The sequence below is a fragment of the Nostoc sp. ChiSLP03a genome (genome assembly GCF_034531215.2).
Lineage (GTDB): Bacteria > Cyanobacteriota > Cyanobacteriia > Cyanobacteriales > Nostocaceae > Nostoc.
The window spans coordinates 1-17,168 of record NZ_JAVRBQ020000127.1 but is presented as its reverse complement, the minus strand read 5'-3'; the positions used below and the strand labels follow the sequence as shown (position 1 = coordinate 17,168).

The 17,168-nt window shown below is 42.0% G+C and carries 14 protein-coding genes and 1 pseudogene; 8 read left to right on the top strand and 7 right to left on the bottom strand.

All coding sequences use genetic code 11. The features are described from left to right. Positions 1–41 precede the first annotated feature (41 nt). Positions 42–1,502, bottom strand: coding sequence for an Asp-tRNA(Asn)/Glu-tRNA(Gln) amidotransferase subunit GatA (gene gatA, locus RMY32_RS20700; protein ID WP_322690198.1), 1,461 nt, complete (start codon positions 1,500–1,502; stop codon positions 42–44). A gap of 553 nt (positions 1,503–2,055) precedes the next feature. Between gatA and RMY32_RS20695 the strand changes: the two genes are divergently transcribed. After that, positions 2,056–3,408 carry an OB-fold nucleic acid binding domain-containing protein gene (locus RMY32_RS20695; protein ID WP_322709190.1) on the top strand — a complete coding sequence of 451 codons (1,353 nt, stop codon included), beginning with the start codon at positions 2,056–2,058 and terminating at the stop codon, positions 3,406–3,408. Positions 3,409–3,607: 199 nt separating this feature from the next. After that, a complete protein-coding gene (locus RMY32_RS20690; RefSeq protein WP_322709189.1) occupies positions 3,608–4,204 on the top strand; it encodes a hypothetical protein in 597 nt (198 codons plus the stop codon). Positions 4,205–4,318: 114 nt separating this feature from the next. Here the strand turns inward: RMY32_RS20690 and RMY32_RS20685 are convergent, their stop codons facing one another. The 5 genes from RMY32_RS20685 to RMY32_RS20665 form a co-directional block, all read right to left on the bottom strand. Beyond that, complete coding sequence (locus RMY32_RS20685) at positions 4,319–4,921, bottom strand: heme-copper oxidase subunit III (RefSeq protein ID WP_322709188.1); 603 nt, start codon at positions 4,919–4,921, stop codon at positions 4,319–4,321. A 138-nt stretch (positions 4,922–5,059) separates the two neighbouring features. Continuing rightward, a complete protein-coding gene (gene ctaD / locus RMY32_RS20680; protein WP_322709187.1) occupies positions 5,060–6,721 on the bottom strand; it encodes a cytochrome c oxidase subunit I in 1,662 nt (553 codons plus the stop codon). Between the two features lie 13 nt (positions 6,722–6,734). Next, the gene (locus RMY32_RS20675; protein WP_322709246.1) at positions 6,735–7,649 is read right to left on the bottom strand and encodes a cytochrome c oxidase subunit II; all 915 of its coding nucleotides are present in this window, start codon (positions 7,647–7,649) and stop codon (positions 6,735–6,737) included. A gap of 105 nt (positions 7,650–7,754) precedes the next feature. Continuing rightward, positions 7,755–8,372 (bottom strand): DUF2231 domain-containing protein, encoded by a 618-nt coding sequence (locus RMY32_RS20670; protein WP_322709186.1) that lies wholly within the window; start codon positions 8,370–8,372, stop codon positions 7,755–7,757. Then, positions 8,369–8,869, bottom strand: a complete 501-nt coding sequence (locus RMY32_RS20665; protein WP_322709185.1) for a DUF2231 domain-containing protein — start codon at positions 8,867–8,869, stop codon at positions 8,369–8,371. The genes RMY32_RS20670 and RMY32_RS20665 overlap by 4 nt, the downstream gene beginning before the upstream one ends. A gap of 794 nt (positions 8,870–9,663) precedes the next feature. Here RMY32_RS20665 and RMY32_RS20660 point away from each other — a divergent pair. The 5 genes from RMY32_RS20660 (at position 9,664) to RMY32_RS20640 (ending at position 15,327) form a co-directional block, all read left to right on the top strand. Further along, complete coding sequence (locus tag RMY32_RS20660; protein WP_322709184.1) at positions 9,664–10,653, top strand: metal ABC transporter substrate-binding protein; 990 nt, start codon at positions 9,664–9,666, stop codon at positions 10,651–10,653. A gap of 150 nt (positions 10,654–10,803) precedes the next feature. Continuing rightward, positions 10,804–11,583: a metal ABC transporter ATP-binding protein gene (locus RMY32_RS20655; RefSeq protein ID WP_322709183.1), complete on the top strand. Its 780-nt coding sequence runs from the start codon at positions 10,804–10,806 to the stop codon at positions 11,581–11,583. Between the two features lie 45 nt (positions 11,584–11,628). Then, positions 11,629–12,492 (top strand): metal ABC transporter permease, encoded by an 864-nt coding sequence (locus RMY32_RS20650; protein ID WP_322709182.1) that lies wholly within the window; start codon positions 11,629–11,631, stop codon positions 12,490–12,492. Between the two features lie 77 nt (positions 12,493–12,569). Continuing rightward, entirely contained in the window at positions 12,570–13,142 is a 573-nt protein-coding gene (locus RMY32_RS20645) for a chemotaxis protein CheB (RefSeq protein ID WP_322709181.1), read from the top strand. Positions 13,143–13,146: 4 nt separating this feature from the next. After that, positions 13,147–15,327 carry a response regulator gene (locus tag RMY32_RS20640; protein WP_322709180.1) on the top strand — a complete coding sequence of 727 codons (2,181 nt, stop codon included), beginning with the start codon at positions 13,147–13,149 and terminating at the stop codon, positions 15,325–15,327. 160 nt (positions 15,328–15,487) lie between these two features. On the opposite strand, the gene RMY32_RS20635 is transcribed toward RMY32_RS20640, so the two are convergent. Next, the gene (locus RMY32_RS20635; protein ID WP_322709179.1) at positions 15,488–15,859 is read right to left on the bottom strand and encodes a DUF2237 domain-containing protein; all 372 of its coding nucleotides are present in this window, start codon (positions 15,857–15,859) and stop codon (positions 15,488–15,490) included. A 1,054-nt stretch (positions 15,860–16,913) separates the two neighbouring features. On the opposite strand from RMY32_RS20635, the pseudogene RMY32_RS20630 reads away from it, so the two are divergent. Then, positions 16,914–17,168: pseudogene (locus RMY32_RS20630) on the top strand (photosystem II q(b) protein); the annotation flags it as partial.

The following is a 17,168-nucleotide window of genomic DNA, read 5'->3' as shown; positions in this document are numbered from 1 at the left end:
TTAATAACCAATGACAAATGACCAATGACAAATGACAATTTTCAAGATATTTGGGGTTTACGCAGATGCCAAGTAGTAGATTGTTCATAAGCGTAAGCTACCTGAAACAGTTGGTCTTCTCGCAGCACATTGCCAATTAGCTGTAATCCTATCGGTAGCCCTTGGTCGTCAAAACCACATGGCAAACTCAAACTGGGTAAACCAGCAAGATTTACAGGAATAGTCATCAAGTCATTTAAATACATACTCAAGGGGTCAGTAGTTTTTTCCCCTGCTTTAAATGCTGTAGTGGGAGATGTGGGACAAACTAACACATCAACCGCGCCAAAAGCCTTTTCAAAGTCTTGCTTAATCAAAGTACGGACTTTTTGCGCTTTCAGATAGTAAGCGTCATAATAGCCAGCCGAAAGAGCGTAAGTGCCAATCATAATCCGGCGTTTGACTTCTGTACCAAAACCAGCGGCACGGGTACGAGTGTACATTGATAACAGATTATCTGCATCAGGAGCGCGATACCCATATTTAACGCCATCGTAACGAGCCAGGTTTGCTGATGCTTCTGATGGGGCGATGATGTAGTAAGTGGGTAAGCCATAGCGAAAGCGGGGACAGGAAATTATATGAATTTCGGCTCCCAAACTTTGTAGTTGATCTACTGCTTTGGTAACAGCTTGTTCCACAACAGAGTCTAAACCTTCACCAAAAGTTTCTTTAATGATACCAATTCTTAGCTGACCTCTGGGTTTGAAGTTTGGTTTTAAGCTAGCAGCATAGTTGGGAATGGGAACTTTCAGGCTGGTAGAGTCTTTGGGATCGTAACCTGCGATCGCACCTAATAATATTGCCGCATCTTCTACCGTATTTCCAAATGGCCCAATTTGATCCAAAGAGGAAGCGTAAGCTACCAAGCCATAACGGGAAACCAAACCATAAGTTGGTTTCATCCCTACCACACCGCAGAAAGATGCAGGTTGGCGAATTGAACCGCCAGTATCAGAACCGAGAGCAACTACACATTCTTGAGCCGCCACCGCCGCCGCCGAACCCCCAGAAGAACCACCTGGAACTCGTGACAAATCCCAAGGATTAGCCGTGACTTGATAAGCAGAGTTTTCAGTGGAACTACCCATTGCAAACTCATCCAAATTGGTTTTACCTACCATTACCGCCCCAGCATCTGCCAATTTTTGCGTCGCTGTTGATTCATAAGGCGGCACGAAATTTTCTAAAATCCGAGAGGCGCAGGTGGTAGGAATCCCCTTGGTACACATATTGTCCTTGATACCCACAGGAATGCCCGCCAGCAGCCCAATTTCTTCTCCTGCGGCAATTTTGGCATCCACAGCACCCGCCTGCTCTAATGCCCGGTCTGCCGTCACACATAAAAAGCTGTGCAATTTCGGCTCTAACGCTTGAATGCGCTCTAAAGCTTCTTGGGTAATTTCAACGGCAGAACGTTCTTTTTTAACCAGCTGTTGGTGCAACTCGCGGATGGATGCCATGATTGCTCTCTTTGTGACTCAAGTCATTGATTCTAGTACATATTGGTCAAAATTGGGTATTGGTTATTGGGCATTAGACTTCTTGCAGAAGTTGGGTAAAGGGTAAAGAGGAAAGGGATAGAAGTAACATTCCCCTTTAACATGAACCCCCTTTCCCTACAAGAGTGGAAAAGGTACAAATGCCAAGAGACTTCATAAGTGGAACTCACAAGGAACAATATAAAATATCTCTTCCCCAGTTCCCAGTCCCCAGTCCCCAGTCCCTATTTTTAAGGCAGGTCTATTGCTTATTCTCCTCTGCTTGCCATTGGTCATTCATCTGACTAAGCGGATTAATATGTATTGAAATGTGTTTGATATGTTTTTAAAAACAGCAAATACATGGCTATCAACCATCTATTGAATAGTTTGCTAAAGTTTTCATCTATAATTGGCTACTTTTGTGTAAGAGTATAGCAGTGTTTTCTAATGATATAATTTTGTATTACACCTTATTCATACTACAAATTTCATAATTTTATCAATTACACAAAATTTTTCGAGGTAAGGTAGGATGATAAAAATAGCCACACGTAAATATTTAGGCAAACAAAATGTTTATGACATTGGGGTGGAGCGTGACCACAATTTTACAATAAAAAATGGCTTAATAGCTGCTAATTGTTTCAATAAATCCCATTCAACAGCCTATGGTTATGTAACATATCAAACAGCATATTTAAAAGCTAATTACCCATTGGAATATATGGCGGCGCTGTTAACAGCTAACAGTGGTGATACCGATAAGGTACAGAGATACATTACTAACTGTACAAATATGGGGATATCCATAGATCCACCAGATATTAATCGTTCTGGTGTTGATTTTACGCCAACGGCAGGAAAGATTCTGTTTGGATTTTCGGCGGTGCGTAACGTGGGACAAAATGCGATCGCTTCTATTTTGTCAGCGAGAAATGAGACAGGAGAGTTTAAATCACTCGCTGATTTTTGCGATCGCGTGGATTTGCGTGCTGTTAACCGCCGAACCCTGGAGTCGTTGATTTACTGTGGAGCCTTTGACAAAATTGAATCCAACCGCCAACAGTTAATTAACGACTCAGAATTAGTGTATGATTGGGCACAATCTCGTGCGAAAGATAGAGCTAGCGGTCAAGGGAATCTATTTGATTTATTGGGCGACGGCTTTTCTTCGACTCAGAATAAAAGAGCAAATAATGCCTTTGAAACTGCTCCAAAATCTAAACCTGTGACAGATTTACCCCCACAGAAAAAGTTGCAGATGGAGAAAGAATTATTAGGCTTTTATGTATCAGATCATCCACTGAAATCCTTACGGCAAATAGCACCGCTTTTAACACCAATTAACCTTTCGCAACTGGGAGAACAAAGAGATGATACACGGCTTTGTGCAGTTGTGATGTTAAATAACGTCAAAAAAGTGGTGACAAAAAAAGGCGATCAGATGGCAATCTTGCAAGTAGAAGACCTAACTACACAATCAGAAGCTGTAGTTTTTCCGAAAACTTATGAACGCATAAGTTCCCTACTCCAAGTTGATACTAGATTGATTATTTGGGGAAAAGTAGACCGACGTGACGAGCAAACTCAATTTATTCTTGAAGATGCAGAACCAGTGGAAACAGTACAAATGGTAATGGTGGAATTAAATCCCCAGCAAGCAGGTAGTATGGAAGATTTACATCGCTTGAAAACGATTTTACAAGACCATTCAGTAGACAAAGAAAAAGCAAAAATGCCAGTGATTGGAATTATTCAAACTGAAACTTCTCGTAAACTTGTTCGCTTAGGTTGGCAATTTTGCGTACAAGATTCTCGAATAACTGTTCAAGCTTTGCAAAATGCCAGTTTTCCTGCTCATATAAAATCGCTGACTGGTAGCTGAAGCCAGGAATGAAAAATCCACCAATACTGAGCAACTTAAAAATTCGTTTGATTGAACTGTCAACAGTAAATTGCCTTAAGTATTGAGGATTTTAATCGTTTTTTTAGTTACTTATGCGGATGATGATTTCCTTGAGAGAATGGTATCTTTTGATGCTAAGACCCTTAAGGCTGCGACCGGGGGAAGGAGTTAGAACTTGATGATTGTCAACGAGCTACATAGATTTGTTTCATACTGTAAAAAAATTCAACCCCAAACTCACGATGACATTCAAAAATTTTTTGAAGGAGTAATCTTGTTTCCTTATGATAAGGAACTTCTATTGCAAGCTTATTTATTTCTGAATATTAAAGAATTGTTTCCCTCGTGCGCTGAATTGCTGTTATTTGAAAAGTCTCCAATTTCAGATTATACAGATTTAGGAAAGTGTGATTTTGTCTTCCTAACCTTTAAAGGTAGTTTATTTCTAATAGAAACTAAGTTTATTGATACAGAAGCAACTGGAGCAACAGAACGAAAAAGAAGAAATAAGCATCGAAACAAGGTATTTGAGCAAGTTATTACTTTAAAAGGTCGATTTAGCGAATATTGGAATATGAGGCTAGATCAATTAGAGTGCGGAGTTTTTACAACAGATGCAGAAGTTGCTTGGCGAGGAAATGGTGTGAATGTTACATCTAAATCAATATCTATAGATAAGCTCGAACAATGGCGAAGAAATTATCACAGTAGTGAAAAATTTTTATCTCATCAAGATGGGTCAAAGTTTGAAGAAAAGGTTAATTTGAAAGGTTGAACTAAAACCCAAATATAGTTATTACAGTGAATGGTGTATGGGGCATAAAAGTAATTAACAATGCCACATACACCAACCCAGAGAGTTTATCTGGGTTTTCCTTCCCACCAATTTTTACTGCCAAACATAGATAAGGATAAACAAAATAATCCAGATAACATCGACGAAGTGCCAAAACAATGAAGTTGCATTGACACCGAAGTGACCTGTATCGTAGTTGCCAGGTAGAAAAGAACGTACCAAAATTATCAACTGCAACAGAATACCAGTGAAAACGTGCAAACCGTGGAAGCCTGTAAGTAAATAGAAGGTTCCACCAAATACCCCGGAGGTGAAACCAAAAGCCAGACCGTTCCATTCAATCGCCTGTCCAACTAAAAAGTAAGTTCCCATTGCCATTGTTGCTAAGAGAAACAGGCGGAATTTTACTAAGTCATGGCGTTGAAGGGCGCGTTCTGCTAAGTAAATTACAAAGCTACTAGCAACAAGAATTACTGTGTTGATTGCCGGTTCTTTTACTTCTAGTCCAGAAACACCTGCTGGTAGCCAGTTAGGGGTTGTTGTTTTGTAGATGGCATATCCGGCGAAAAAACTCAAGAAAATGACACTTTCTGACAGTAGGAAGACGATGAAGCCAAACATTTTGTTGCCTTCTTCATCGTGGCTGTGTTCTGCGCTTGTATGGTGCAATTCTTCGGAATTGATATAGCTGTCCATTTTGCTTTTTGAGGGATGAATTTGAAACGCAAAGGAGAGGCAGCGCGGTCTTGGGGGTCTCCCCCATGAGCGACTGCCGTCGCGGAGGGAAGCGCAGAGGTACGCGGAGGGTTTTTGCGTCTTCCCGATAGTTTGCGTTTATTCTGGGAGGTTGGCTGTTAAGGGTTCTGATTTGCCGTAGCCGTAGGGTTCAGAGATGATGATGGGAGTTTCTTCAAAGTTTTCTAGTGGGGGTGGTGAAGAAACTAACCACTCTAGTCCAATTGCTCGCCAAGGGTTAGCGGGTGCTTTCTCGCCTTGCATCCAAGAAATCACCATGTTGAAGATGAAGGGCAAGGTGGACATTCCTAAGAGAAATCCGCCGAGGCTGGCGATGATATTCCAGAATTGATACTCTGGGGCGTAGGAAGCAACTCGGCGTAACATTCCTTGCAATCCCAAGGGGTGCATGGGCAAAAAGTTGAGGTTGGTGCCGATGAAGGCTAACCAGAAGTGGATTTTACCCCAGCTTTCGGAGTACATCCGCCCGGTCATTTTGGGAAACCAGTGATAGATGGCTGCAAATAAGCCCATCGTCACGGTGCCGTAGAGGACGTAGTGGAAGTGTCCGACTACAAAGTAGGTATTGTTAACGTGGACATCAACTGGCACAGAAGAAAGCATGATGCCTGTGATGCCGGCGAAGACAAACATGATTAATCCGCCCAAGGCAAAAAGCATGGGGGTATTTAGCCGCAGTTTACCGCCCCAAATAGTTGCTACCCAAGCAAATACTTTAATTCCTGTGGGGACAGACACACACATCGTTGTCAGCATGAAAATCAACCGCATCCAGCCTGATGTACCACTGACGTACATGTGGTGTACCCAAACAATGCCGCTTACTCCTGCAATCAAGATGGATGAAATAGCAACTACTTTGTAACCAAATAGAGGTTTACGTGAATAAACTGGAAAGATTTCTGAGAAAATCGCAAAGACAGGCAGAATGATCACGTAAACGGCGGGGTGGGAATAGAACCAGAAGTAATGCTGGAACATGACTGGATTCCCACCCTTGCTAGGGTCAAAAAAGGCGGTGCCAACTGTGAGGTCAAGTAGCAGCATCACCGCGCCTGCTGTCAATGCAGGTAGTCCGAATAGTTGGATAATCTGGGCGCTAAATACTCCCCAGACAAACAAGGGCATCCGAAAGAAGCCCATTCCTGGGGCCCGCATCTTCACGATTGTGGTGACAAAGTTGACTGCCCCCATAATTGAGGATACGCCGGATATTGCCACCGCTAGCAGCCAGAGAACTTGACCATTAATCAAGTTACCTGTGGGATTCTGGAGACTGACTGGCGGGTAAGACCACCAACCGGCTTGGGCTGGGCCACCAGGGACGAAGAAGCTCCCCATCATCAAAATCCCAACTACTGGCACCATCCAAAAGGCAACGGCATTCAGGCGGGGAAATGCCATATCTCGCGCCCCAATCATCAGGGGCACTAAATAGTTAGCAAAACCAACCAGTGAGGGAAATGTCCACAAAAACAGCATCACAGTGCCGTGCATGGTGAACATACCGTTGTAGACGGTGCGATCAACTAAATCTGATTCGGGTGTCATCAGTTCTCCCCGCATCACCATCGCAAAGATACCGCCGACGAGAAAGAAGAAAAATGAGGTAACGAGATACTGGATACCAATTACTTTGTGGTCAGTACTAAAGCTGAAGTATTCTTTCCAGCTACTTGAAGATTCGTGGTTATGCTTCTCATCAGGGAGAAGAATACCTTCAATAGGAACATTAGTCATGATTACTTTCCTTTCAACCAGGTGAATTGACTAGAGGAGGTGCAGCAGGTGAAACTGTAACCCAACCAGTTTGGACTGATTGATTGGATGTTTGAGCATACTCAGAAGCCGCTTGATTCTTTGCTGGGGATGGCTTTTGGGTTGCAGCTTGTGCCAGCCATTGCTGATAATCTTCAGGAGATTCGACAACCACATTCGCTTGCATCGTCGCAAAGTATGTGCCGCTATATTGAGAATCGGTTAATCGGTATTGTCCGGGGCGGATGGGAGTAAATTCAAAATCGATCGCGTGGTTAGGAATAATATCCTGCTTGAGGCGGAACGCAGGTATATAAAAGCCGTGGAGAACATCTTGTGATTTCAGCGCTAAACGTATCCGGCGATCGCTTGGTAAATGCAATTCGGTACTGGTAATATCTCTCTCTGGGTAATGAAAAACCCATGCCCACTGTTTAGCTAGTACGTCAATTTTCTCAACAGGTTCTGCTAAAGCGTTAGCTGGTGCTGCATCAGCTGATTCCATTGCCAACGGATTATGCAGATGAACTAATTCTGATGGGCCTTGAATTCCCATTTGTTCGTAAACTTGGTAGCTGTAGCCTGCAATCCAAAATACCAAGAGAATTGGGATTGCTGTCCAGACAACTTCTAAGGTGACATTGCCATGAATTGGCGGGCCGTCAGTGAAGTCATCTTTGACTGCCCGATGGAAGATCACAGAATACATCAGAGTACTTGTGACTCCCAAGAAGATGAAAGCACCCAGGGTTACTAAGAAACTAATCAAATCATCAATTAGTAGGGATTCGGCTGCTGCTTGGGGAGGAAGCCAGGAGTAAGCCTGCTTGCCGATCCAGAGACTCGTAACAGTCACTGCGATCGCGCCTGTAAGCAGCGTCAAAATATTTAAAATCTTTTGGATTTTCATCATTGGTTATTAGTCATTAGTCATTGGTCATTGGTCATTAGTCATTAGTTATTGGTCATTGGTCGATCGTTAGTAACTTTAAACAAATGACAAAGGACAAATGACTTACTTGAGTATTGTGTTGAGGTCTTGATGCGATCGCAGTAAATTATCTGCTGTATTGTGTACGCCAAATTCGGCGGCTAGTTGCGCTCCTAGTGTGCCGTGGATGTACATAACGAACATGATTACTATGCCTGCGAACAGATAGATCCATTGCACTTCTCTATCTGTCTGTTTATATTCTTGTCTGCCCCAAACGAAGCGCTGCCATGCTCTCCAGACGGTCATGCTAACAATCAGCGCTAATAAGAACACACCACCTACACCATGCCAAAGCATAGTTTCCATTGCCTGCAATCCCCAGGCACTCTTTATATCTGCTGGTGGTGTTGCCAACAGCATTTCGTAAAAGCCTGCTCCCACTGTGAAAAATGTGATGATGCTGGCAGCTAACATGTTGTACCAGCCAACAGCAAATAAGTTGTCACGTTCGACAGTAATTGCCAAAAATTTGAAGACCCATTTTTCAAAGGGGAACAGAACACCAACGATATCAAAGGCGATTCCAATGATGAACAAACCTATTGTCAGATGGACTAAGTTGGGATGAATGGGAATTGTGTAAGGTAATCCGTTTGCGCCTAGAGAGTCGGTTAATTGGTTAATTAATTCTGATTTCATCGCAACACACCATCCTTTATTGCTTCCACAACTGGCACGGTATGCAATCCATATACCCAAACAAGTTCATCACCGAGATATACTTGCAAGCCAACTATCAGGGTTAAAATTAGTCCGGCTCCCAAATAATAAATCGATACTTTTTGGGGATTACGCGCACGAATCACATAGCGCCAAGCTGTAATCGCTGTGATAATTCCTGAAAGCGACCAACCAATTAGCGTATGCAAATTTAGCACCGATTTCGCTAGGCTGTAAGGCTGTGCTAATCCCGCTTCAAACTGACCAAAGATAATCGCAACGAAGATGGCGATCGTGGCAACTAACATATTCCACCAACTCACCTCAAAAAGACCGGATTTACCAGTAAAATAGCCGATTACATCACAGAAGAAGGAAAATAACACCATCGCAATTACGAAGTGGACAACGATGGGATGAATCGTATCTGGATAGGGCAAATTGTGGTCGTTCAAAGATGTCAAATACTCAAGCATCGTCTTCTCCTGGACATATCTACCGCACTTTGGTCAATAAATTTTGGATTTTTGGATTGGCGATCGCGCAGTCTTAGCGAGCGTCTTTTAGATTTATTCCGTCCCAGACGAGATATAAACTAGAAGACCCTAATCAAAAATCTAAAATCGCTCGTCAAGTTTCAATAATTTCTGGATACTCACTAACATCACCACAAGTATCCATCCATAATTGACCGAATTCTGTTCAATATCTGCGCGGTGCAATACGCTTAATCATGTCTTAGCTTTTTGTAGCCAAATTTGGTTAAATTGCCTATATGGAATAATTTTTGTTTTGATTCATTTCCTTATGCCAATAGTCTGCAACAGCAATTCTTGATGTAGCTAAATCAAATCGCTGTCGTTTGTTGATTTGCTTAACCTATCCTTTAGCTTAAGTAAATTTTTATGAATTGTCAAAACAATAAATATTAAACTTTTAAAGGTTAGTTGTTTAACAAAAAAAGATTTTCAGAATGTATTTAGTTTTGCATTTTTTTAAATACAAAAAAGCCGAAAAATCATATTTGTCTGTAAGTTATTTCACAATAGTCAAATATTTGTTTGTGATGTAAATAACAAAAATATTTGAATCACTCAAAAAAACCTTTAAAAAGACAAAAGTAAAGTATCAAGGTTAAGTCAGAACTCAGAAATACAGTTTATTGCAATAGGTTCGCTTTTTTGCTCTGAGATTATTTTCATAATTCTTTCATTTTTATCTTACTTCTGCTAAAGTGAAACAAAAGTGAGAAGATTATGAAATTGCTATAATGAGATTTAATATCAATAACTTTCAGATGCAACTACCGCAGCACGGGCAAAAATTGGCTTTAGCGTCTGGGCTGCTATTGTGGCTATGTTTGAGTGGGTGTAGCCCATCAATTTCCAATTCTCAACCACAGTTAAGTCTAAACCCAGGCACAACTAACACCAATCTAGATAAAAAAGTAGTTCTTACCACCTTTACAGTCATTGCAGATATGGCGCAAAACGTGGCAGGAGACAAGGCGATTGTTGAATCTTTGACCAAACCAGGGGCGGAAATTCATGGTTACGAACCAACTCCTAGCGATTTGGTGAGGGCGCAAAAAGCAGACCTAATTTTGAATAATGGTCTGAATTTAGAGCGTTGGGCACAGAAATTGTATAACAGCGTTCCTAATGTACCTCACGTTACCCTAAGTGAGGGAATTAAGCCTGTTGAAATTACGGAGGATGCCTATAAAGGGAAACCTAATCCCCATGCTTGGATGTCACCAGAAAATGCCTTGATTTACGTAGAGAATATTCGTAAGGCATTGGTTAATTTGGACTTAGCGAATGCAGAGACTTATAACACCAATGCCAAAGCATACAGCCAAAAGATTAAGGAAGTTGATGAGAAACTGCGAAAAGCCGTGTCGGTAGTTCCAGCAGACAAGCGCTACATGGTAAGCTGTGAAGGCGCTTTCTCATACGTCACCCGCGATTATGGCTTGAAAGAAGCTTATCTCTGGGCGGTTAACTCTGAACAACAAGCTACTCCCAAACAGCTAGAAAAAGTTATTGATATAGTTAAAAAAAATAAAATACCTGTAGTTTTCTGTGAAAGTACAGTTAACGATGGAGCGCAACGTCAGGTAGCGAGAGAATCGGGAGCAAGGTTTGGTGGAGTGTTTTATGTTGATTCCCTGTCTCCAGCCAATGGGCCAGCACCAACTTATCTCAAGTTGCTAGAAGGTAATATTAATACTCTAACTCAGGGATTAGAGCAAAAATGAGCAAGTATGCAAGAATAAATCTAACTATTGTAAATAAGCTTGTAGTAACGAATTTAGTCCGATTTTGTTCTCTGGAAAACGTTACGTCTTTGGAAAGAGGGCTGAAGCCGCTCACTACAAACTATTAATTAATTTTAGAGGTGATTTTTAATGAAATCCATTAGTATTGATGTCGAAAATTTGACAGTTGCTTATCACGGCAAAGTAGCTTTACATGGTGCTTCTTTGCAAATTCAAGCAGGTTCAATTAGTGGTTTAGTAGGGATGAATGGTAGTGGTAAATCAACCCTATTTAAGGCAATTATGGGTTTTTTGAAGCCAGTTACAGGAAGGGTTTTGATTAATGGTTTACCGATAAAGACTGTACAGAAAAAAAGCTTGGTTGCTTATGTACCACAGTCAGAAGAGGTGGACTGGAATTTTCCAGTAAGTGTCCATGATGTGGTGATGATGGGGCGCTATGGATACATGAATATACTGCGAATTCCATCGGCGAACGATCGAAGAGTGGTGAGGGAGAGTTTGGAAAGGATGCAAATGTGGTCAATGCGCGATCGCCAAATTGGAGAACTCTCTGGCGGACAGAAAAAACGTGCCTTTCTCGCTCGTGCTTTGGCACAACAGGGAACAGTTTTACTATTAGATGAACCTTTCACCGGGGTAGATATCAAAACAGAAAAAGCGATGATTGACTTATTGCTGGAATTGCGAGAGGAAGGTCATACAATTTTGATTTCTACTCATGACTTAGCATCTATCACTACTTTCTGCGACCAAGTAGTACTCATTAACCGTACTATTTTAGCTTATGGTGATACATCCGAAGTTTTCACAGAAGAGAATCTCTCACGGACTTTTGGCGGTTCTCTTGGAGATTTATCTCTCAACAAAAGTCAGCTAATCCGTGGAAATCAAGGTGAATCTGATTGATTGAGAATTTTTAGTTGATATTGCTTGGATTAAAGTTATAAAAATATGAATACTCTTGCATTCTTAGACTGGTTCACTACACCCCTACAGCATGAATTCATGGTGAAGGCAATTTGTGTAAGTGCCTTAGTTGGGGTGGTTTGTTCTGTTTTATCTTGTTTTATGACCCTCAAAGGTTGGGCATTAATGGGAGATGCTGTTTCTCATGCAGTAATGCCTGGGGTTGTAATTGCTTATGTCTTAAATATCCCTTTTGCTGTGGGTGCTTTCGTCTTTGGAGTGGGTTCAGTTATTGCGATCGGTTATATCAAAGCGAAGACGAGAATTAAAGAAGATACTGTAATTGGACTTGTATTTACAGGATTTTTTGCTCTTGGTTTAGTATTAGTTTCCAAAACTCCCAGCAGCGTAGACTTGACGCACATTTTGTTTGGTAATGTCTTGGGTATTTCTAATGAAGATATTATCCAAACAGTGATTATTAGCGTAATTACTTTAGTAACAATAGCTGTTTTACGCAAAGACCTACTATTATTTTGTTTTGACCCCTCTCATGCACGTTCCATCGGCTTGAATACAAGAGTACTGCACTATATTTTACTATCATTACTCTCGCTAACTGCTGTCGCCGGACTCCAAACAGTGGGAATTATTTTGGTTGTAGCTATGTTAGTTACTCCGGGAGCAACAGCTTATTTATTAACAGACCGTTTTGACCACATGATACTAATTGCAATGGCATCGGGCGTATTTTCTAGTGTCATGGGGACTTACATCAGCTATCATATCGATGGTGCAACGGGGGGTTGCATAGTTGTGTTGCAAACCTTGTTGTTTATCGTAGCAATGATTTTTGCACCTAAGCATGGGTTACTAGTAAGAGCAAAGAAGCAAGAAAACACTGACTGATTCAGTATGAAATACTCTTTGTTATACTCTTTGCTATTTACGTAACTCCCCATTCCACAGGTATGAGGGCGAAATAAGTGTCGTTTAAAATTGTGGTAATTGGTACTTCTTTAGGCGGATTATCAGCACTGAAAATCGTCTTGGGTAATTTACCCGCAGACTTTCCTGTAGCGATCGCGATCGTGCAACACCGTCATAAAGAGTCTAGCAACACACTCCAGGATTTATTACAAGAATCCACTTTGTTGAAAATTCGCGAAGTGGAAGACAAGGACGAAATACTACCGGGATATATATACATAGCCCCAGCAGATTATCATTTACTGGTTGAACCAGGTCACTTTGCTCTTTCAACTGATGAGCCTGTTTCTTATGCTAGACCATCTATTGATGTGCTATTTGAGTCGGCAGCCGATGTCTACACAGAAGAAGTTATTGGTGTAATATTGACAGGAGCGAACCAAGATGGTATGCAAGGTCTTAAGAAAATAAAAGCGCGGGGAGGAATTACTATTGTACAAGAACCTGCCACAGCTGAAAGCGACATTATGCCAGAGGCAGCAATTTCTGCTATTGAAGTAGACTGGATTTTGACACTCTCAAACATTGCTTCCCAGATGGTCAAGCTTTGTCAATCATCACCGAAATAAACCGATGCAGATGGAATCCAAAGTCAACATCCTCCTAGTAGATGATAAACTAGAAAATTTGCTGGCACTAGAAGCAATCCTAGAAAAACTAGGGGAGAATCTCGTGAGAGCTACTTCCGGGGAAGAAGCTTTGAGGTGTCTGCTGCATCAAGACTTTGCAGTGATTTTGCTGGATGTGCAAATGCCAGGGATGGACGGTTTTGAAACTGCTACCTTAATTCGCAATCGGGGGCGATCGCGTCACACTCCAATTATCTTTCTTACCGCCTTTAGCACCAGCGACCAAATGCTGTTTAAAGGCTATGCCTTGGGTGCTGTTGATTATCTGCTCAAACCACTAGACCCCAATATTTTGACTTCTAAAGTCACAGTATTTGTAGAACTATTTAAGAAAACAGAAGCCATCAAGCAACAAACAGCGCAACTGGTAGCTGTGAATACCGAACTCAGGCAAAGTGAAGAACGATTCCGATCGCTAAGTACCTGCTCACCCGTTGGCATTTTTGAAACTGATACTGAAGGTAACTGTAAATATACTAATCCCCGATATCAGATAATTTGTGGTCTGAAAGCCGCAGAGAGTTTAGAGAAGAGATGGCTGGAATCTGTTCATCCAGAAGATAGAGAACGAGCGATCGCTAGTTGGTCTGCTTACATTTGTGAAGGTCGGGAATACTCAGAAGAATTTCGCTTTCAAGCTGCTCACGGTAATATTCGTTGGGTTCAAGTTCGCTCATCACCGATGCTTTCCAGTCAAGGAGACTTGTTGGGTTATGTAGGCACTCTCGAAGATATTACCGAACGCAAGCAAGCAGAAGAAGTCCGCGCTCAAGTGATTCGCGAACAAACGGCAAGACACGAAGCAGAAGCTGCGAATCGGATGAAAGATGAGTTTCTAGCAGTTCTCTCTCACGAACTCCGCACGCCTCTAACCTCAATGCTGGGCTGGTCAAAAATCCTCCGCACCAAGAAACTTGACGAAAAAGCCACTTCTCGCGCCTTGGAGGCGATCGAACGCAACGCCATATCTCAGATGCAACTAATTGAGGATATTTTGGATGTATCTCGGATTATCCGCGGTCAGTTGCGGTTAAACGTATCGGCAGTGAATCTGCTCACAGTGATGGAGGCGGCATTAGAGGCAGTTCGTCCCCTAGCAGAACCAAAAGATATTCAATTAAATACTCTGCTGGATACTTCGATCGGTTCAGTCTATGGCGATCCAGCCCGTTTACAGCAAATTGTCTGGAACCTATTAACTAATGCAATAAAATTTACCCCTAAAGGCGGTAGGGTAGAAGTCAGGCTATCAAAACATTTTGGATTTTCGATTTCAGACTTCGGTGTGGGCGCTACTTCCACAACCATCAGTACAAGCCAGTCGAACAATTTGAGATTTGAATCTGATAGTGAAAATTTAGACTCTGCAAATATTGATGAAAGCAATAATCTAAAATCCAAAATCCAAAATCTAAAATCCCAGTACGCCCAAATTGAAGTTATCGATACGGGCGTTGGTATCAGTTCCGAGTTTTTACCCAAAGTATTTGAGCGTTTTCGCCAAGCAGATAGTACCACAACGCGATCGCACAATGGGTTAGGACTAGGATTAGCGATCGTCCGTCATTTAGTAGAACTGCACAAAGGTGCAATCTTTGCCGAAAGTTTAGGTACTGGACAAGGAGCAACCTTTACTGTCAGACTACCACTTCTACAAGACAATAAGGGTAGTAAGGTGAGTAGAGAAGCTACAGGAGAAATTTCTTCCCCTGTGGCATCGACGCCCCTTGCTGGATTAAGAGTTTTAGTTGTAGATGATGAAGCAGATACCCGTAACTTTCTCAGTTTTATGTTTGAGGAGTATGGGGCTTTTGCCAGTGCGGTAGCATCAGTTGATGAAGCGCTAGTAGTACTCGAACAAGCAAAACCAGATATCCTGATTAGCGACATCGGTATGTCAGAGCAAGATGGTTATACACTGATTAGGAAACTGCGCTCTTTGGAACCAGAAAAAGGCGGACGCATCCCCGCGATCGCTTTAACAGCATACACGCGAGAGGAAGACCGCTTAGAAGCACTTTCAGCAGGGTTTCAGCAGCATTTATCTAAGCCAATTGACCCCAATAAGTTGATTTCTGCGGTTGCCAATATATTAAAACTACCTATTGAAGTTCCAGTGAGTTGATTTGGAATTGGGGAGGGGAAGCAGGGGAAGCAGGGGAGGCAGGGGAGGCAGGGGAGCAGGGGAGATGAGGGGACAAGGGGATAAACAAAACTCCTAACTCCTAACTCTTAACTCATTACTCATTACTCAGCACTCCTAACGCCCAATGCCCAATGCCCAATCAAGACGAACTTAGAGCATGTTTTTTCAGTTCGTCTAGAGAAACCACTTCCAAAGCTCTAGCATGGGTTGCTGAAAGTATGACGGGTGGAGCGACGCCAGCTTCTAGAGCTTCTTGCCAGCGAGAAGCACACAAACACCAGCGATCGCCAGGCTTCAATCCAGGAAAATTAAAATCAGGAACAGGTGTGCTGAGGTCGTTTCCTTGTGATTTGGTAAACTCCAAGAATTCTGGTGTCACTTGGGCACATACGACGTGCGATCCAAAATCTTGACCACCTGTACGACAAAAGCCGTCGCGGTAAAACCCAGTCACGGGAGAAGTACAGCAAACCTCTAGGTTTCCATCGATTACATTTTTAGCGTCTATCATCGTTAATTCGTTGTACTTGATTTTTCCACTTAATATAAGCTTATATTTATTGTCAATTTTCTGGTTGAATAAAAATCGCGATCGCTAATTAATTCCCAAAAGCAGGGAATGCTAAAATTATTTACTCAAAATCGTTAAAAATAAATTTTTCAGCAGAATATCTAAGAGCGATCGCTCTCATTTTAAATAAAAATAAAAACCCCTGGCTAATTACCAGGGGTAATGCAAGTCAGTACTTTCGCATGGAATGTATCCTACTCAAATACCATAGCAACCCTGTAATTTACAGATATGCCATTTTGCCAAACAAAAAAAGCCCTCAGTGGTAAGCTGAGGGTTAATTTTTTAGAATAGCGGTAATATACAAACTTATTATTCCCAGAAAAGTAAGCAAATAATACTTATAGTCGTTTTTTATTGGTGTAATAGAGGAGCCAGTCTTTACAAATCGAAGTGGCTTCTGACTATCAAAATTTCTTGTTCCCTTTTTTATGAAAGGCTATGCGAACAGAGGGTTACTTGCGAATCTGACTTTTCACGGTATCTGGAAAACCTCTCTTCTATTTCTCTCTTCCTTCAGGAGAGAGACTTTGAATTTTCCCCCTTCCCTATGAGGGAAGGGGGTTAGGGGGTTAGGTCAATCGTTGGCTTTTCCACATAACGTGAAAAGTCAGACTTGCGAATGGCACGCTGGTTAAGATACAGCCCTTGCCCTAACTGGTTAAGAGCCTCCAAGCTGGGAAACCTCGAAGGCTCCGCCTCCATAGCTTGACAAGAGGCAGAGCCTCTCAAAATTCATTCCCAGCCTCCAGGCTAGGAACGAGGATACAATAAGTCTTTGAGCTTTACAAGCGTGCCATTCCGCTCCGCTATATATAAAGATAACTTTGGCGTATTCTTGCCTCGTTGTTTGATTTTAAATAAGCAAACCTGATAACTCGTATCAGTTTTACTGTAGTAATAAAACTTGATTAAATTTTGTAAAGCAGTGTAAAGTAGTTTCACAGGCAAAAACGAAACCGCCTGATTCATAAATAACCGCAATCATAAAACCATGACAGCAACCTTACAACAGCGCCAAAGCGCCAATGTATGGGATCGATTCTGCGAATGGATCACCAGCACCAACAACCGGATCTACATCGGTTGGTTCGGCGTAGTAATGATCCCCACCTTGCTAGCCGCCACCGCTTGCTTCGTAATCGCCTTCATCGCCGCACCTCCTGTTGACATTGATGGCATCCGCGAACCAGTAGCAGGTTCCTTGATTTACGGAAACAACATCATCTCCGGTGCAGTAGTACCTTCC